Below are 16,594 nucleotides of genomic sequence, written 5' to 3'. Positions count from 1 at the left end.
ATGTTGGAGCCTTTGACCCGCGCCCCATCGAACCCTGCCGCTGACGGAGAAGCGATGAGCCAGCCATGCCCATAGACACCTACGTCCATGACGAGCTCGACGCGGAGCGGGCCCACCTGGCCGCCTCCCGCCAGGACCTGGCGAGGATGCGCCAGAAGGTGGAGTCGCTGGACTCCTCAGACGCCGGCAACTGGGTCAGTGCCGAGATCCTGGACGCCACTCTCGCGCAGCGGTTGGAGCAGCTGGCCGACGATCCGGACGTTCCGCTCTTCTTCGGTCGCATCGACCGAGCTGCCGGGGAGCCCGGGGCGGAGCCCCGAATCGAACACTTCCACATCGGCCGTCGCCACGTCTCCGACAGCGCCGGAGACCCGATGGTGGTCGACTGGCGGGCACCGGTCAGCGTCCCGTTCTACCGGGCGTCGCGGACCGAGCCGATGGGGCTGGCGCGGAGACGACGCTACGGGTTCTCGCACGGCGAGCTGACCGCCTTCGAGGACGAGTCGCTGACCGACACCGGGGCCGGCGCCGCGGAGGAGCACTCGGCGATCCTCGAGGCCGAGATCGAGCGGCCGCGCGTGGGACCGATGCGCGACATCGTCGCCACCATCCAGCCCGAGCAGGACGTCCTGGTGCGCGCCGACCTCTCGCAGACGATCGTCGTGCAGGGTGCGCCGGGGACCGGGAAGACCGCGGTGGGGCTGCATCGCGCGGCGTACCTCCTCTATGCCCACCGCGACCAGCTGACCCGGCGCGGGGTCCTGATCGTCGGCCCCAACGCCTCGTTCCTGCGCTACATCCGCGACGTGCTCCCGGCGCTCGGCGAGATCGAGGCCAAGCAGGCGACGATCGCGGAGCTGGTCGCCAGCCATGGTGCTCTCCGGGCCGACGAGCCCGCGCCGGCGGCGACGCTGAAGGGCGACGTACGCATGGCCGAGGTGCTCCGTCGGGCGGTCTGGTCCCACGTCGGTGAGCCCACCGAGACCCTGGTGGTCCCGCGCGGCTCGCGGCGGTGGCGGGTGCCGGCATACGAGGCGCGCGAGGCGCTGGAGGGTCTGCGCGGCAACGATCTGCGGTACGCAGCGGGTAGGGCGCTCCTCCCGCGCACCCTGGCCCACCGGGTGCTGGTGCAGATGGAACGGTCGGGCGACTCGCCCGACGACCGGGTGCATGACGCGGTCGCGCGGGCCAAGCCGGTCAAGGACTACGCGGCGGCGCTGTGGCCGGACCTCAAGCCGGCGAAGGTGCTCGTCCGGCTCCTCAGCGACGCGGCCTGGCTGGCGGAGGTCGCCGACGGGGTGCTCACGGAGGCGGAGCAGGCGCTGCTGCTGTGGGAGAAGCCACCTCGCTCGGCCGGTGCGGCGCGCTGGTCGCTGGCCGACCTCGTGCTTCTCGACGAGATCGCCGACCTGCTCGACCGGACCCCGTCGGTCGCTCACATCGTGGCCGACGAAGCCCAGGATCTCTCCGCGATGATGCTGCGCGCTCTCGGACGCCGCTCGACCACCGGGTCGCTGACGATCCTCGGTGACCTCGCCCAGGCGACCACGCCGTGGGCCTCGTCGTCGTGGGCAGACGCGCTGGCACATCTGGGCAAGCCGGACGGGCATGTCGAGCAGCTGACCCGCGGCTTCCGGGTGCCGGCCGACGTGATCGCGTACGCGGCCCGGCTCCTCCCGCACATCGCTCCCGATCTGGAGCCGCCGGTCGCAGTGCGCCGGGCGCGGGGCGACCTCACCTTCACCGCGTCATCCGTGGTGGAGGCGCTCGCCGACGTCTTGGAACGTCCCGGTTCGGTGGGTCTGATCGTGCCGGACGCCGCGCTGGCGGCGGTGCGTGCCGAGCTCACTGCAGCCGGGCTCGCCTACGCCGAGATCGGGATGGAGGCTGACGAAGAGACCGAGTTCGACGCTCACCTCGACCTGGTCCCGGCGTCCCTGGCGAAGGGACTCGAGTTCGACCATGTGGTCGTCTCCGACCCGACGGCGATCGTCGCCGGCGAGTCGGACCGCAGCACCGGCCTGCGCCGCCTCTACGTCTGCCTCACCCGCGCGGTCACCTCCCTGGTCGTACGCGCAGAGCTCACCGAGGGCGGCCTCCCCGAAGAACTCGGTGGCGTCCCCGAGCGGGTTGATGCCAAGGTGAGCGCATGATCGACACCCGTCCTGATCCACTGGTGAAGGCCGATTGGCCGCTGCGTACCGAACGTCTCGTGATCCGTCGGATGGGGCTCGCCGACATCGAGCCGACCTGGGCCTTCCGCAGTCTCCCCGAGGTGGCCGAGTGGGTGACGACCGCGTTCTCGGACCTCGACGCCTACCGCAAGATCTTCGAGCGCCCCGACATCCTCGAGTCCTCCCTGGTGATCGAGCACAATGGCTTCATCGTCGGCGACCTCATGCTGCGGATCACCGACCCGTGGTCACAGACCGAGGTGCGCGACCAGGCCAACGGCACCCAGGCCGAGCTCGGCTGGACCATCGCGCCCGCTCACCAGGGCAACGGCTACGCCACCGAGGCCGTACGCGCCGTGCTGGACGCCTGTTTCGGCCCCCTGGGTCTGCGTCGCGTCGTCGCGGAGTGCTTCGCCGAGAACGAGGCCTCCTGGCGGCTGATGGAGCGCCTCGGGATGCGCCGCGAGTCGCACACCGTCAAGGACTCCCTGCACCGCACCCGCGGCTGGCTCGACGGCCTCTCCTACGCGATCCTCGCCGAGGAGTGGGCCGCCGCGACGCGCTGATCCTAGGGACTGATCCCGGGGCTGAGCGAGGACTCGATCGCGGCCTCGCAGTGCAGCCGGGTCGTCGGGAACAGCGGCACCCCCGCGTACGTCTCCACCGGTAGCAGCAGCTCGATCTCGGTGCACCCGAGGATCACGCCCTCGCAGCCGTCGGCGACGAGCCGGTCGATGACGTCGAGGTACGCCTGCCGGGAGCTGTCCAGGAACGTCCCCAGGCACAGCTCCTCGTAGATGATCCGATGCACCGTCGCCTGGTCCTGCTCGACGGGGACGACGACCTCGAGCCCGTGGCCACGGAGCCGGTCGGCGTAGAACGGCTGCGCCATCGTGAACCCCGTCCCGAGCAGCCCAACCCGCCCGACCCCTGCCGCGGTCACAGCCGCCGCCGTCGTGTCGCCGAGGTGCAGGAACCGATCCCCGTACGTCGCCTCCAGCGCCCCCGCCACCTTGTGCATCGTGTTGGTCGCCAGCACGATCACCTCCGCACCGGCGTCGCTGAGGGTGGCCGCCTCGTCGGCGAGCCGCTCCCCCGCCCGCTCCCACTCGCCGGCCGCCTGCATGGCCTCGACCTCCGCGAAGTCCACCGACCGCACGAGCAGGTCCGCCGAGTGCAGCCCACCGAGCCGCTTCGCGGCGATCTCGTTGAGCAGGCGGTAGTACTCCGCCGTCGACTCCCAGCTCATTCCGCCCAGCACGCCGATCCGTCGCATGTCACTCAGTCTCCCTGTGCCACCAACTCTTGTAAGTGACGCTTTCCCCAGCGCCCATTGCCTATATCTTGCTCGCCACCACCATGTAGTTCTCGGCATCAGGGTTGAACGTGTTCGTTTCCGTCCGGAGCCCGACCCGGTGCAACTCGGCTTCGAGCTCGTCGTATCGGTAAGGCCAGCACGACAGCACTTCCGAGCGGGCAAGGACCGGCCCAGCCGCATCCACTTGCGCGATCGCGATCTCGATGTGGTGCTCGTCCTCCCAGTTCGGCGCGATCTCCCAGCGGTAGACCACGACGGCATCGCGGCCGTTCCGGCGGACGAGTCGGTCGCTGATGTCCAGCCGGGAGCCTCTTGCCCTCACGAGCTCCCATGTCCGGGAAGTGAGGACCAAGCGTCCGCCAGGGCGCAGAAGGCGTGACATCGCTTCCAGAGCAGCAAGCCTGCCTCGCGCCCCCTCGGCATGGTGCAGCGAGTTGCCGACGCAGAACACCATGTCGAAGCTGTCGTCAGCGAAATGGTCGGGCAGCTCTTCCCAGTCCGCCCGCACCGTCCGGACAGATGCCCTGAACTCCTCCGACAGCTCCGCAGTCCGACGAACCATCGCTTCGCTGGCGTCAGTCGCGGCCACCTGCAGGCCACGACCGGCGAGGCCAACCGCCAACTGTCCGGTTCCACACGAACAATCGAGCACCTGAGCGTTCGGCGGCAGGAGACTGAGGACGTCATCGAACGTGGCAGCGAATTCGGCCGGCGCCAGCTTTGCATCCGAAATGAGCCACTCGTACACCTCGGCAAGCGCGTTGTAACCCGGCACAGCTACTACCTCCGTCGCGCGGCAGACTCACGGTCGCACATCAGTACATCAGCGGCGCAAGTCGGTTCACCAATGGTTTTCAGAAGACGCCGACCACTCCCTGCAAGCGGTGGGTCGGTCTCGCTCTGCCGGTTTAGGGGCGGCGAGTGAATCGGACGGTGCCATCCGGCAACCGTTCATGAACATAGGCAGGGTTGTGCGCCAGGCGGTGATGGTGCGGGCAGAGCAAGACCCCGTCCTTCAGGTCGGTTCGTCCGCCTGCGGCCCATGGTTCTAGATGATGGGCATCGCACCACTCCGGCGGCATGTCACACCCCTCGGCCTGACAGCACTTCTGCTGCAACCGCATCGCTTTGCGCTGAATCGGCACGAAGACCCTGCTCGCCCGGCCCATGTCCAGGACCTCGCTGTCACCACCCAACACCCACGGGATGATCGTGGCGTTGCACGCCATCCGACGGGCCTCTGCTGCGGTGATGGTGGTGCCGTTGGTCTCGTCGAAACCCAAGATCGCGGTCCCGAGCTCTTTGCGGAGCTCCTCCAGGGAGATGACCACGTTCACGACCGTGGCGTCACCGCCGTGGCGGGGCAGCGCATTCGGGTCGATGGTCTCGATCATCCGCGCGAACCCCTGGCCCATCATCCGCTCCCACGGCGGCAGCGGTGATCCTTTGGCGACGAGCTGCTGCTTGCGGGGTTGGGCCCAGGCCTCGACCTGCTTCTTGAACCTCATCCCGATCGATGTCGGCAGCACACCGTCGAACCCGACGGTTCCATCGCCGTTGTCCCACACCCGAAGCGCGGTCTTCTGCAGGGCACGTTCTTCCTCAGCCAACAGGGCTTTGGCTTCGGCTTCGTCGAACCGGTCGGGGTCGATCGCAGTCAGAACCCGTTTGCCGGCGTTGCGGAGTTCTTTGGCGGTGGCCTGGGTGGCGTAGTCGATCAACAGCTTCTCAGCGAGAACCAGGTCCTCGCCGGTGGTGACCGGGTCGGCCTCGATATTGTCGAGTGACTCGGTGATCACCCGGGCCTTGTCCTGAGTGACGACACCTTCAGCGAGGCCGGCGGCGACCAACTCATACTTCGCCACAGCACGGGCGAGCTTGATCTGCGAACGAGCCGCACCCTTGTCGACCAGCAGCTCGGCGCGCATCCACGCGGAGGCGTCCTTGTCACCGGTCTCTGCGGCAATGTCACCCGAGGCAGCGAGCACCCGCAGCGTCAACGCCGCTTGTTGGGCCTGGAGCTTCTCCACCCCGACCAGGAAGTCCTTCTTCTGGCTGGTCCGCCAGTAGGTCGGGTCCATCGCGAGGAGCTGTTCGAGGGAGGTCTCGATGGCAGCAAGAGCAGACAAGACGACGTCTCCAGGGCTGGTGCCCCAGTGGTCGACGCTCATCGCTTGCCACCTCCCTTCAAAGGCGTGTCGTAGTGCCTCTGATTCTACCCTGATCGAGCCTTGTTGAACACCTATTTGTGCAGGTCAAACGATGTTTTCGCGGCGAGCGAACGGCGTTAGACCTGTGGATGGTAAGTGGCCCGGAGGGCCACCCCTGCCACCCCACGAGCTCCACCGTTTCGAAACAAGAACCCCTCCGCGCCACACCCGGGCCGCCGTCCCGATAGCCAGCCAAATATTTTCTCGACGGGCCCCGGCGTCAAGGACCGCGTAAGCGGCCGGCGAAGCCGGCGGCCGAAGGCCGTCCTTTACTCCGGGGCCCGTCGAGAAGACCGTAGAACTCGGGTCGGCGGCCCACGCCGGCCTCAGAAGAACCCTTCCGGCAGGGAGGGGTTTCGACAAGCTCGACCACCGAGGGCGGGTGGTCTCGACCAGCTCGACCACGAAAGTGACCGTGTTGGTCTCGACACGCCTCCGCCTAGCGGCTCCGGCGGCTCGACCAGCGGGGGGACGGAACAGGCTCGACCAGCGGGGGGACGGAACAAGCTCGACCAGCGGGGCAGAAGGTCTCGACCAGCGGGGCAGGAGGTCTCGACCAGCTCGACCACCGGGAGCGACGTACCGTCGAAGCATGGGAATCCCACTCGCAGACCGCCAAGAACTCCTGTCCCAGCCCCTGATCGCAGCCCTCTCGGTAAGCAGAGAAGACGGACGAGGCCCCCTGACGGTGCCGATCTGGTACGACTACACCCCCGGCGGCGAAGCGTGGTTCGTCACCGGAAAGGACTCGCTGAAGGCCAAGCTGATCAAAGCCGCAGGACGATGCACGCTGATGGTGGAGCGCCTGGACCCGACGGTCCGATACGTATCGGTCGAGGGGCCGGTACGGATAGCGGACGCCGCGGAGGGCGACATGGAGGCGATGGCACGGCGATACCTGCCGCCCGAGGCGGTCGGGCCATACCTGGCAGAGGCGGCGAACTACCCGCCCGAGGTGACGATCCGGCTGACCCCGGAGAACTGGCTCTCCGCCGACCTCGGCGCGCTCTGAGGCTCAACCGTCTGTGGATGGCCGAGCTGACGCCTGACCGCGAGCGCCGCAGCACGCCCGGCACGGCTGGCGCCGATGGTGCTCGCGGAGGGGCCGTAGCCGACGAGCTGGACCCGGGAGTCGTACGCAGCGGTGACCGCGGTCTGCACGTCGGCCGACCCGCGCAGCAGCGGGATGCCGCCGTGCGAGCTGCGCAGATGCAGCGGCGCGAGGTGGGTGATGGCGGGCCGGAACCCGGTGGCCCACAAGATCGCGTCGACCCGCTCGAAGGCCCCCGAGTCCCACCGCAGCCCGTCCGGCTCGATCCGGGTGAACATCGGCAGCCGGCGCTCGTAGACCCCGAGCCGCGCGGCCTCCTGCTCCTGGGGGCGCAGCGCGAGTCCGGTGACGCTGACGACGCTCGCCGGCGGCAGTCCGGCCTCGACCCGCTCGGCCACCAGCGCCACCGCTTCGCGGCCGCGCTCGACGTCGAAGTCGGTGCGCCACACCGGCTCCCGCCGCGTCACCCAGAGCACGTCGGTCAGCGGCGCGAGCTCGCCGAGGAACTGAACCGCGGAGGCTCCCCCACCGACGACCGCGACCCGCGCACCCCGGAAGTGTGACGCACCGGGGTAGTCATGGGTGTGCACCTGTTCGCCTAGGAACGTCTCCGCGCCCGGGTAGTGCGGGATGAACGGCCTCGTCCACGTCCCGGTCGCATTGATCAGCGTCCGGGTGAACCAGGTCCGCCCGTCGGCCGAGTGCACCGCGAGCAGGTCGCCGACCGAGGTCACCGAGGTGACCTTCACCGGGCGTTCCACGGGTAGACGATGCTGAGATTCGTAGAGGCCGAACCATCCCGGCACCGCGACGTTGGCCCGCTCCCCGGACTCCCCCGGCGCCCGCCCGTCCGGCAGGTCGGCCACGCCGTGCACGTCGTGCATGGTCAGCGAGTCCCAGCGGTGCTGCCAGGCGCCACCGGGGCGCCGCTCGGAGTCGAGCACGACGTGGCGTACGCCCAGACGGCTGAGGTGGTAGGACGCCGACAAACCGGCCTGACCAGCACCGATCACCACTGATTCGTAGCTCTCCACAGACATCACAACAACCCGACGGCCGCATCCATGCCCGTCGAACCGCTGCGAGAACACGTTCCATTTGACTACCCTCGGCAGAGTCACTCGGACCGGGAGGTCGGACACGATGGATCAGGGCACCATGCCAGCGACGCTTCGCGAGATCCCCGCGCTCGCGCCCGGCGACCACGGCCTTCCCTGGGTCGGCCGCCTGCTCGACTACTCCCGCGACCCGGTCGGCTTCTACCGGCACCAGTGGGAGACGTACGGACCGGTCTCTCCCTTCTTCCGTGCCGGCGAGACCGGTGTGGTGGCGCTCGGGCCCGACGCCTGCGAGGCGGTGCTGCGCAACAAGGACAAGGCCTTCGCCAACGGGCCGGCCTGGGGGCAGATCGTCGGTCCGTTCTTCGACCGCGGCCTGATGCTGCTCGACTTCGAGGAGCACCACGCCCATCGCCGCATCCTGCAGGAGGCCTTCACCCGCCCTCGGCTCGCTGCCTACACGACCGCGATGCACCCGGCGATCGCGCAGGGCATGCGCGGCTGGGACTCCGACGCGCGGTTCCGGGCCTACCCGCGACTCAAGCAGCTCACTCTCGACATCGCGGCCGACATCTTCATGGGCGGCGCCGACGACACCAGCCGCGCGGAGATGGACCGGGTCAACCAGGCGTTCATCGCGTGCGTCCAGGCCGCCGCCGGCGTCGTACGCGCGGATGTTCCGTTCACCCGTTGGGGCCGGGCTTTCCGGGGGCGCAAGGTGCTGGAGGGCTTCCTGCGCAACTATCTCCCCGCGAAGCGGGCCACCGCGACCGACGACATCTTCTCGGTGCTGTGCCACATCGAGACCGACGACGGCGAACGGTTCAGCGACGAGGACGTCGTCAACCACATGATCTTCCTGATGATGGCCGCGCACGACACCTCGACCATCACCACCTCGACGATGCTGCAGTACCTCGGCCAGCATCCGCAGTGGCAGCAGCGCTGTCGCGAGGAGTCCCTCGCCCTCGGCGAGGCGCCGACGATGCCAGAGCTCGAGAGCCTCACCAGCCTGGATCTGGTGATGAAGGAGGCGCTACGGCTGCGCGCCCCGGTGCCGGCGCTGATCCGGCGTACGGTCAAGGAGACCAGCCTCCTCGGCGTCCGGATCCCGGAGGACACGGGCGTGATGGTCGGGGTCCAGTTCAGCCACATGATGGAGGACTACTGGACCAACCCGAGTGTCTTCGACCCCGAGCGCTTCGCGCCGCACCGGCGTGAGGACAAGAGCCACCGGATGGCGTGGGAGCCGTTCGGCGGCGGGGTGCACAAGTGCATCGGGCTCTACTTCGCCGGCCTGGAGGTCAAGTCCATCCTGCACCGGCTCCTGCGCGACTACCGGTGGAGCGTCTCCCCCGGCTATCGCGCACCCCTGGACAACAGCTCGCTGCCGTTCCCCAAGGACGGCAGTCCCATCCATCTGACCCGGATCCGAGGAGATCGATGACCACGAAGACGACCGAGGTCCAAGACGTACGTCCCGGGTGGATCGACGACGTACGGCTCGCGTCCTGGACCCGCTGGGTGGCCTGCGCGGTCTCCGGAGGTGACGGCACGCTGACCGCGACCGCGCCGTACGACGCCCAGCCGACGCTCCCGGTGCCATCGGTGACCCCCGCCGATGTCGCCGACGCCGCCGCCACGGCGCGCGCGGCACAGCCCGACTGGGCCACGCTCGCCTTCTCGGACCGCGCCGAGGTCATGCTCCGTTTCCACGACCTGCTGGTCGAGCGCCAGGACGAGGTGCTCGACCTGATCCAGTGGGAGATGGGCAAGGCCCGCTTCCACGCCTGGCAGGAGGTCCTGCAGGTCGGGACGATCGCCCGCCACTACGCTCGCCGCGGTCCGACCTACCTGGCCGACAAGCGGGTCCGCGGCGCGATTCCCGGCGTCACCTCCGTGAAGGAGGTGCGGGTGCCGAAGCAGGTCGTCGGGATCATCTCACCGTGGAACTACCCGCTCTATCTCGGCGTCGGGGACGTCATCCCGGCCCTGCTCGCCGGTGCAACCGTGATCAGCAAGGCCGACCCGCAGACGCCGCTGACGCTGCTGTGGGCCCGGGCGCTGATGGCCGAGGCCGGCCTGCCCGAGCACGTCTGGCAGGTCGTCACCGGACCGGGTGCGGCCACTGGTGAGGCGGTCATCGACAACGTCGACTACATCGCCTTCACCGGCTCGACGCCGACCGGGCGGATCGTGGCCCAGCGGGCAGCGGGCCGGCTGATCGGCGCCTCCCTCGAGCTCGGCGGGAAGAACCCGCTCATCGTCCGTCGCGACGCCGACCTCGCCCAGGCTGCTCGCGGCACGGTGATGGCAGCCTTCGCCAACACCGGCCAGATGTGCGTCCACATCGAGCGCGTGGTCGCGCACGAGGACGTCTACGACGCCTTCCGCCAGGCGCTGGTCGCCGAGACGGAGGGCCAGGTCGTCGGACAGACCTTCGACTACTCGGCAGACGTCGGGTCGCTGGCCTCCCGGGCTCAGCTCGACAAGGTCACCGCCCACGTCGCCGACGCGGTCGCGAAGGGCGCGACCGTGCTGGCCGGTGGCGACCCGCTCCCCGAGGTGGGTCCGTACGCGTTCGCCCCGACGGTCCTGGAGGGCGTCACCGACGAGATGGACCTGTGCCTCGGTGAGACCTTCGGCCCGGTCGTCGCGCTCTACCGAGCCGACAGCGACGAGGAGGCGGTCCGGATCGCCAACCAGGGCGAGGCCGGGCTGTCGGCGAGCGTGTTCAGCAAGAACGTACGCGAGGCCGACATGATCGCTCGCCGGATCCGCGCGGGCGCGGTGAACATCAACGACGGCGCCGCGCTGGCGGCAGGAAGCATCGAGGCAGGGATGGGCGGCATGGGATCGAGCGGACTGGGCAGACGACACGGCGCGGACGGGATCCGGAGGTTCACCGACGCCCAGACCCTAGCGGCCTCCCGGATGGGTCCGATCGGGCCGTTCAAGGGCCAGACGGTCGAGAAGTTCGTGCAGCTCGGCAACGGTCAGCTCAAGGCGCTGCGGAAGCTGGGCGCGCGATGAGCGGGCAGGCGGCCCGCCCGGGCGAGCACAACCTGGCGGTCCTGGCCGAGGAGTCGTACGCCCGGCACGGCGACCACCCAGCGGTCTTCTTCGAGGGCTCCTGGCACTCCTCGACCGAGATCGCCGAGCGGTCAGCACGGGTCGCCGGTGGCCTCCGCGAGCTCGGGATCGAGCCGGGCGACCGGGTCGTGGTGCTCACCATGAACACCCCGGAGGTCTTCGTCAGCTACCGCGCCCTGTGGCGCGCCGGCGCGGTGGTGACGCCGGTGATCTTCCTGCAGACTCCGCCCGAGCTGCGCCACATCCTGGAGGACTCCGGCGCCAAGGCGGCGATCGTGACGCCCGAGCTGCTCCCGTTGGTCCAGGCTGCCGGAGAGGGCCTCGACCTCACCGTCATCGTCGCTGGCGGGGACCGTGTTGGTCTCGACACGCCTCCGCCTAGCGGCTCCGGCGGCTCGACCAGCGGGGCGAGGCTGGTGGCGTACGAGAGCTTGGAGAGCGCCGACCCGATCGACATCGTGCCTCGCGGCGACGACGACCTGGCGGCGCTGCTCTACACCGGTGGCACCACCGGGCGGGCCAAGGGCGTGATGCTCAGCCACCGCGGGCTGTGGGAGTCCGGGCACGCGCTCCACCGGGTCGGGGAGAGCCAGGGCACGACACGGTGGCTGCTGCCGCTGCCGCTCTCGCATGCGTACGGCCTGATCGTGGTCATCAGCGGCATGCACTCCTCGCGGCCGCAGAGCTCCATCCTGCAGCGGTGGTTCGACGCCAAGGGATGGCTCGAGCTCGCCCAGGAGCACCAGGTGGAGTCGAGCACGGTGGTGCCCTCGATGCTGCAGATGCTGCTCGACCAGCCCTATCAGGACTACGACCTGAGCGCGCTGCGCTCCTTCGGCAGCGGCGGCGCACCGTTGCTACCGGCGCTGCGGGAGAAGGCCGAGGAAGCCTTCGGCGTGACCATCCTGGAGGGCTACGGCTGCACCGAGTCGAGCGCCGTGATCGCCGCCTCGACCATCGAGGAGTCCCGGCCCGGCAGCGTCGGCAAGCCGCTCTCGCACGCCGAGGTGATCGTCGCCGGGCCGTCTGGTGAGCCGGTCCCGACGGGCGAGGAGGGCGAGATCTGGGTGCGTGGCCCCGGGGTGATGCAGGGCTACTGGAACGACGCCGAGCAGACCGCCGCCACCCTCGTCGACGGCTGGCTGCACACCGGCGACATCGGCCACTTCGACGCGGACGGCTACCTCTACGTCGACGACCGGATCAAGGACCTGATCATCCGCGGCGGGTTCAACGTCTTCCCGCGTGACGTCGAGGACGCCCTCCTCGCTCACGAGGCCGTCACCGCCGCCGCGGTCGTCGGTCGCCCCGACGAGCAGCGTGGCGAGGAGGTGGTCGCGGCGGTCGCACTCCATCCCGGCGCACGTGCCACCCCCGAGGAGCTGATCGCGTTCGCCAAGACCCGCCTCGCGCCGCACAAGTACCCCCGCGAGGTGCTCATCCTCGACGCCGTCCCCGTCACCAGCGTCGGCAAGACCGACAGAAAAGCCGTACGCAGCCTGGTCCGCACCATCGAAGGAGAGTCATGACACGCCAGATCGAGGGAACCGCAGTCATCGTCACCGGAGGCGCCCGCGGCATCGGTCGCGCCACGGTCGAGCGGCTGGCCCGGGCCGGCGCTTCGGTGGCCGTGGGCGACCTGGACCCGGACCTGGCCGCCGAGTTCACGGCCGGGCTCGGGCCGCGGGTGATGGCCGCACATCTCGACGTCACCGACCCTGCGTCCTGGCGGGCTTTCCTCGAGTCGGTAGCGGAACTGGGACCGTGGGACGTCCTGGTCAACAACGCCGGGATCATGCCGCTCGGTTCGGTGCTGAAGGAGGACGACGCGCTCACCCGGGCGATCTTCGAGGTCAACGTGCACGGCCCGATCAACGGGATCAAGGCGGTCGCGCCGGCCATGGTCGACCGCGGTCAGGGACACATCGTCAACGTCGCCTCGGCCGTCGGCCGGGTGCCGGTCCCGGACGCGGCCACCTACTCGGCGTCAAAGTTCGCTGTAGTCGGCTTCTCCGAGGCGCTGCGGATGGAGCTGGCACCGTCCGGGGTCGACGTGTCCCTCATCCTGCCGGCGGTGGTGCAGACCGAGCTCTCCGACGGTGTGCCGGCTGCGAAGGGGATGAAGCCGGTCACCGCCGAGGATGTCGCGGAGGCGATCGAATCGGTCATCCGCGAGCCGCGCCCCGAGGTCTGGGTGCCCAACTGGGCCCAGGCCCTGACCAAGATCACCCAGGCGATGCCACGCAGCGTCCAGGACTTCGTCGACCGAGCCACCAACGCCTCCCAGCTGCTCGCAGGCGTCGACCCGGCGGCCCGGGCGGCCTATGAGGAGCGGGTGCGGCGCAACGTACGTTAGGCGCGTGGCCCGCTGACGGGATTGGCCCAGGAGACGAGGGCCTGATTGGCCGGGCGCGGAGGGCTCTGCGCTCACTAGCGTCACGCTCGTGAACAACGACGGACTCTCCGTGCCCCAGGGCGCGGCCCTCACTCTCGGTGCGGTGCTCGGCACCGGTGTCATCTCCCTGCCCGCCCTCGCGGCGAGCGAGGCCGGACCGGCCTCGCTCGTGGCCTGGCTCGCGCTGATCGTGCTCTCCGTGCCGCTGGCAGCGACCTTCGCCGCGCTGGGGGCGCGGCATCCCGACGGCGGTGGGGTGGCGACGTACGCGCGGCTCGCGTTCAACAAGCACATCGCGACGATGGTCGGCTGGGCGTTCTACCTGACGATCGGCGTGGGGGCGCCGGTCGCGGCGGGATTCGGTGGAGCGTACGTCGCCGACGCCTTCGGCGGGGGCCGGGGCATGTCGCTGGCAGCGACCGCGGGGATCATCGTGCTGGTCACCGTGATGAACTGGTTCGGGATCAAGGTCTCCGGGGGTGTGCAGCTGGGGATCGCCGGAGCGATCGCGGTGCTGCTCGCGGTGGCGGTCGTGGTGGCGCTGCCGCACGTCGAGCTGGCGCGGCTGACGCCGTTCGCGCCGCACGGGTGGGGTTCGGTCGGCACCGCGGCGGCGATGCTGGTGTGGGCGTTCGCTGGGTGGGAGATCCTCTCCTCGATCTCGGCCGACTATCGCGACCCGGCGCGCGACATCCGTCGGGCGACGTTCCTGGCGCTCGGAGTCGTGACGGTGCTCTACCTCGGGATCGCGTTCGCCACCGTCGCCTCGCTCGGATCCACCTCCGGTGCCGCGCCGCTCGCGGACCTGCTGGTGCTCGGTTTCGGCGGGCCCGCGCGGCCGGCCACGGCCGTGGTCGCCGTGCTGCTGACCGTCGGCGCGATCAACGCCTACTTCGCCGGCGGCTCGCGGCTCGGGGCATCGCTGGCCCGTGAGGGCGGGCTTCCGCGCGTCCTCGCCGCGCCGGCGTCCGAGATCCCCCGTCGCTCCCTGCTCGCGATCTGTGCCGTCGCGCTCGGCACTCTCGCGGTGACCTGGGTCGCGGGTTCCTCGACGGACGCGGCGCTGCTGATGGCGTCGGGGACGTTCTCGCTGCTCTACGTGGTGGGCGCGGCGGCCGCGCTGCGGCTGCTGCCGCGGAGTACGCGGTCGTGGTGGGCCGCGGTCTGCTCGCTGGTCGCGGCGCTGCTCCTGCTGGGTCTCACCGGTGCGCACCTGCTCGGCCCGCTGATCTGTGGCGGCGCCGGCCTGGCCTGGTCGCTGGCCACGTCACGTCGAGTCCGGTCACGCCCAGCCCGCGAGGTCGGCCAGGAGGTCGAGCCCGCGCGGGAGGCTCTCTGTGCGGACGGCTCCGTAGCCTAGGAAGAGTCCGTCGCGGCCAGGGAGCAGCCGATGCGCGGCGATCGTATCCAGCGCCAGCCCCTCGGCCGCGGCACGCTCGGGCAGGTCTGCGGGGAGCTCCGCGTAGGCGGACAGATGCAGTCCGGCAGCAGACGGGAGCACCTCGACCGGCCACGTGGAGAGGGTCTCGAGGAGGAGCGAGCGGCGCTCGGCGTACGTCTTGGAGGCTTTGCGCACGTGACGGGCGTGGAGGCCCTCCTCCAGGAAGCGGGCCAGGGCGGCCTGGGGCTGGACGGGGCCGAAGCCGTCGGTGAGCTGCTTGGCTGCCAGGACGCTGTCGACGAGGGATCCCGGGGCGACGAGATAGCCGGTACGCAGGCTCGGCAGCAGCGACTTGGAGAAGGTGCCGACATAGATCACTCGACCCTGGTCGTCGAGGGCGTGCAGCGGTTCGAGGGGGCGTTCGGTGAAGCGGAACTCGCTGTCGTAGTCGTCCTCCACGATCCCCGCGTCGTGCGTGTTCGCGAAGGCGAGCAGGGCTCGGCGGCGTGGGAGGGAGAGGCGTACGCCGAGCGGGAACTGGTGGCTCGGGGTCGTGTAGACGAGCCGGGCCTGCTCCGGGATCTCCTCGACGACCAGCCCTTCCTCGTCGACCGGGACCGGCACGACCCGGGCGCCGTGGGAGGCGAAGAGGTCGAGCGCGGACGGGTAGCCGGGGTCCTCGACGGCGACGACGTCACCCGGCTCCAGCAGCACCCGGGCGACGAGGTCGAGCGCCTGCTGGGTGCCGCTGGTGACCACGATCTGCCCCGGGTCGGCTCGCACCCCACGGTGGTAGGCGACCGTGTGCGCCAGCGCCTCGCGCAGCCTGGGCAGACCGGCCGGCGAGGCGTACGTGCCGGGGTTGTGGCCGCGCAGCCTCGACTCGGCCGCAAGGATCCGTCGCCAGGTCTCGAACGGGAAGAGCTCGGCGTCGGGGATCCCCACCCGCAGGTCGTACGCCGGCACCGCCGCCTCCGCGCTCGTCGGCCGCGGCGCCCAGCGCCAGCCCGGACGCGGGGTCAGCGACCCGGGGGCGCTGTCTCTTCGGTGGCGCGTGGTCTCGGCGACGTACGTCCCCGCGCCGACGCGCGACTCCAGGAACCCCTCTGCGACCAGCCGCTCGTAGACCGTGGCGACCGTGTTCCGGGAGATGCCGAGGTCCTTGGCCAGCGCCCGGCTCGGGGGCAACCGATCACCCGCCTTCAGCCTGCCGTCGCCGAGCGCGTCACGCAGGGCCTGGTGGAGCGATGCTGATCTGACCGATCGGTCCGTCAGGTCGAGCGCGAGGTCCACAGCGGGATTGGACCACATCCCGGTCGACGGTGGGGGACATTCAGCCCGGCAGCCCCAGGCGCGCGATGATCTTCTCGGCCACCTCGGCAGCGGACAGCTCGGTGTTGTCGATGACGACGTGCGGGAAGTCGAGCGGGAACGGCACCTCGGGGCCTGTCGAGAGCTCCCAGCGCTCGTTCGAGCTGATGACGTCCCTGCGTGCCCATTCGGCGTCGCGCTTTGACGGCTTCGCGGCCAGCCGTTCGGGCGTGCCCTCGCGGGCGAGCCGGATCGCCACGTCGGCGTACAGCTCGACGAAGTCGATCCGCACGCCCGCCTCGACGGCGGGCGCGATCATCCACTCGACCTCCGCCGTATCTGCGGGAATGTCCAGCGCCCAGGCGTAGGTCAGGATCAGCCCCGGAAGGTCGTACGCCACCGCCTCCTCGATCACTCGCCTGCGGAACTCCCTCTTCAGCGTTGCGAACGGCGTGGTGCCCCAGTCGAAGACCTCCAGCAGCGGCTCGATCGTGGCGTGGTTGTGCAGGAGCCGGTACGTCGTCCGGGATGCGATCTCCCGGCCGACGCTCATCTTGCCGACCGCCTGCGGGCCGAAGAGGACGACGAGGTGCATGAGGCCAG

General features: G+C 70.1%; 14 protein-coding genes. 8 read left to right on the top strand and 6 right to left on the bottom strand.

The features are described 5' to 3' along the window. Positions 1-65: 65 nt before the first annotated feature. Together IEY84_RS15650 and IEY84_RS15645 are read left to right on the top strand one after the other, a co-directional pair. The gene (locus tag IEY84_RS15650; protein ID WP_183545595.1) at positions 66-2,153 is read left to right on the top strand and encodes a HelD family protein; all 2,088 of its coding nucleotides are present in this window, start codon (positions 66-68) and stop codon (positions 2,151-2,153) included. Further along, positions 2,150-2,740 (top strand): GNAT family N-acetyltransferase, encoded by a 591-nt coding sequence (locus IEY84_RS15645; protein WP_183545597.1) that lies wholly within the window; start codon positions 2,150-2,152, stop codon positions 2,738-2,740. The genes IEY84_RS15650 and IEY84_RS15645 overlap by 4 nt, the downstream gene beginning before the upstream one ends. A gap of 2 nt (positions 2,741-2,742) precedes the next feature. On the opposite strand, the gene IEY84_RS15640 is transcribed toward IEY84_RS15645, so the two are convergent. The 3 genes from IEY84_RS15640 to IEY84_RS15630 all read right to left on the bottom strand — a co-directional run bounded on the left by IEY84_RS15640 (position 2,743) and on the right by IEY84_RS15630 (position 5,663). After that, a complete protein-coding gene (locus tag IEY84_RS15640) occupies positions 2,743-3,450 on the bottom strand; it encodes an aspartate/glutamate racemase family protein (RefSeq protein WP_183545599.1) in 708 nt (235 codons plus the stop codon). 61 nt (positions 3,451-3,511) lie between these two features. Further along, entirely contained in the window at positions 3,512-4,267 is a 756-nt protein-coding gene (locus tag IEY84_RS15635; RefSeq protein WP_183545601.1) for a class I SAM-dependent methyltransferase, read from the bottom strand. Between the two features lie 133 nt (positions 4,268-4,400). Further along, positions 4,401-5,663, bottom strand: coding sequence for an HNH endonuclease signature motif containing protein (locus IEY84_RS15630; protein WP_183545603.1), 1,263 nt, complete (start codon positions 5,661-5,663; stop codon positions 4,401-4,403). A gap of 631 nt (positions 5,664-6,294) precedes the next feature. Between IEY84_RS15630 and IEY84_RS15625 the strand changes: the two genes are divergently transcribed. Then, positions 6,295-6,714 carry a pyridoxamine 5'-phosphate oxidase family protein gene (locus IEY84_RS15625; RefSeq protein WP_183545605.1) on the top strand — a complete coding sequence of 140 codons (420 nt, stop codon included), beginning with the start codon at positions 6,295-6,297 and terminating at the stop codon, positions 6,712-6,714. On the opposite strand, the gene IEY84_RS15620 is transcribed toward IEY84_RS15625, so the two are convergent. Continuing rightward, positions 6,645-7,793, bottom strand: a complete 1,149-nt coding sequence (locus tag IEY84_RS15620; protein ID WP_183545607.1) for an NAD(P)-binding domain-containing protein — start codon at positions 7,791-7,793, stop codon at positions 6,645-6,647. The two genes, IEY84_RS15625 and IEY84_RS15620, sit on opposite strands and share 70 nt — an antisense overlap. 118 nt (positions 7,794-7,911) lie before the next feature. Here IEY84_RS15620 and IEY84_RS15615 point away from each other — a divergent pair, with 118 nt between their 5' ends. From IEY84_RS15615 to IEY84_RS15595, 5 genes are all read left to right on the top strand, one after another. After that, entirely contained in the window at positions 7,912-9,258 is a 1,347-nt protein-coding gene (locus tag IEY84_RS15615; RefSeq protein WP_183545609.1) for a cytochrome P450, read from the top strand. Continuing rightward, a complete protein-coding gene (locus tag IEY84_RS15610) occupies positions 9,255-10,844 on the top strand; it encodes a succinic semialdehyde dehydrogenase (protein WP_183545611.1) in 1,590 nt (529 codons plus the stop codon). Before IEY84_RS15615 ends, IEY84_RS15610 begins: the two co-directional genes overlap by 4 nt. Beyond that, on the top strand, positions 10,841-12,433 hold the full coding sequence (locus IEY84_RS15605; protein WP_183545613.1) for a class I adenylate-forming enzyme family protein: 1,593 nt from the start codon (positions 10,841-10,843) through the stop codon (positions 12,431-12,433). The genes IEY84_RS15610 and IEY84_RS15605 overlap by 4 nt, the downstream gene beginning before the upstream one ends. Further along, positions 12,430-13,260 (top strand): SDR family oxidoreductase, encoded by an 831-nt coding sequence (locus IEY84_RS15600; protein ID WP_183545615.1) that lies wholly within the window; start codon positions 12,430-12,432, stop codon positions 13,258-13,260. The genes IEY84_RS15605 and IEY84_RS15600 overlap by 4 nt, the downstream gene beginning before the upstream one ends. An 88-nt stretch (positions 13,261-13,348) precedes the next feature. Then, positions 13,349-14,659, top strand: a complete 1,311-nt coding sequence (locus IEY84_RS15595; RefSeq protein WP_183545617.1) for an APC family permease — start codon at positions 13,349-13,351, stop codon at positions 14,657-14,659. On the opposite strand, the gene pdxR is transcribed toward IEY84_RS15595, so the two are convergent. Both pdxR and IEY84_RS15585 read right to left on the bottom strand, forming a co-directional pair. Further along, positions 14,582-15,973: a MocR-like pyridoxine biosynthesis transcription factor PdxR gene (gene pdxR, locus IEY84_RS15590; protein WP_229788726.1), complete on the bottom strand. Its 1,392-nt coding sequence runs from the start codon at positions 15,971-15,973 to the stop codon at positions 14,582-14,584. The genes IEY84_RS15595 and pdxR overlap by 78 nt on opposite strands. Positions 15,974-16,013: 40 nt before the next feature. After that, positions 16,014-16,586, bottom strand: a complete 573-nt coding sequence (locus tag IEY84_RS15585; RefSeq protein ID WP_183545621.1) for a hypothetical protein — start codon at positions 16,584-16,586, stop codon at positions 16,014-16,016. Between the last annotated feature and the right edge of the window lie 8 nt (positions 16,587-16,594).

Origin of the sequence: Nocardioides albus, from assembly GCF_014648255.1 — a bacterium.
GTDB lineage: Bacteria > Actinomycetota > Actinomycetes > Propionibacteriales > Nocardioidaceae > Nocardioides > Nocardioides albus.
The sequence above is the reverse complement of the archived record's forward strand: the minus strand, read 5'-3'. Positions and strand labels throughout refer to the sequence as shown.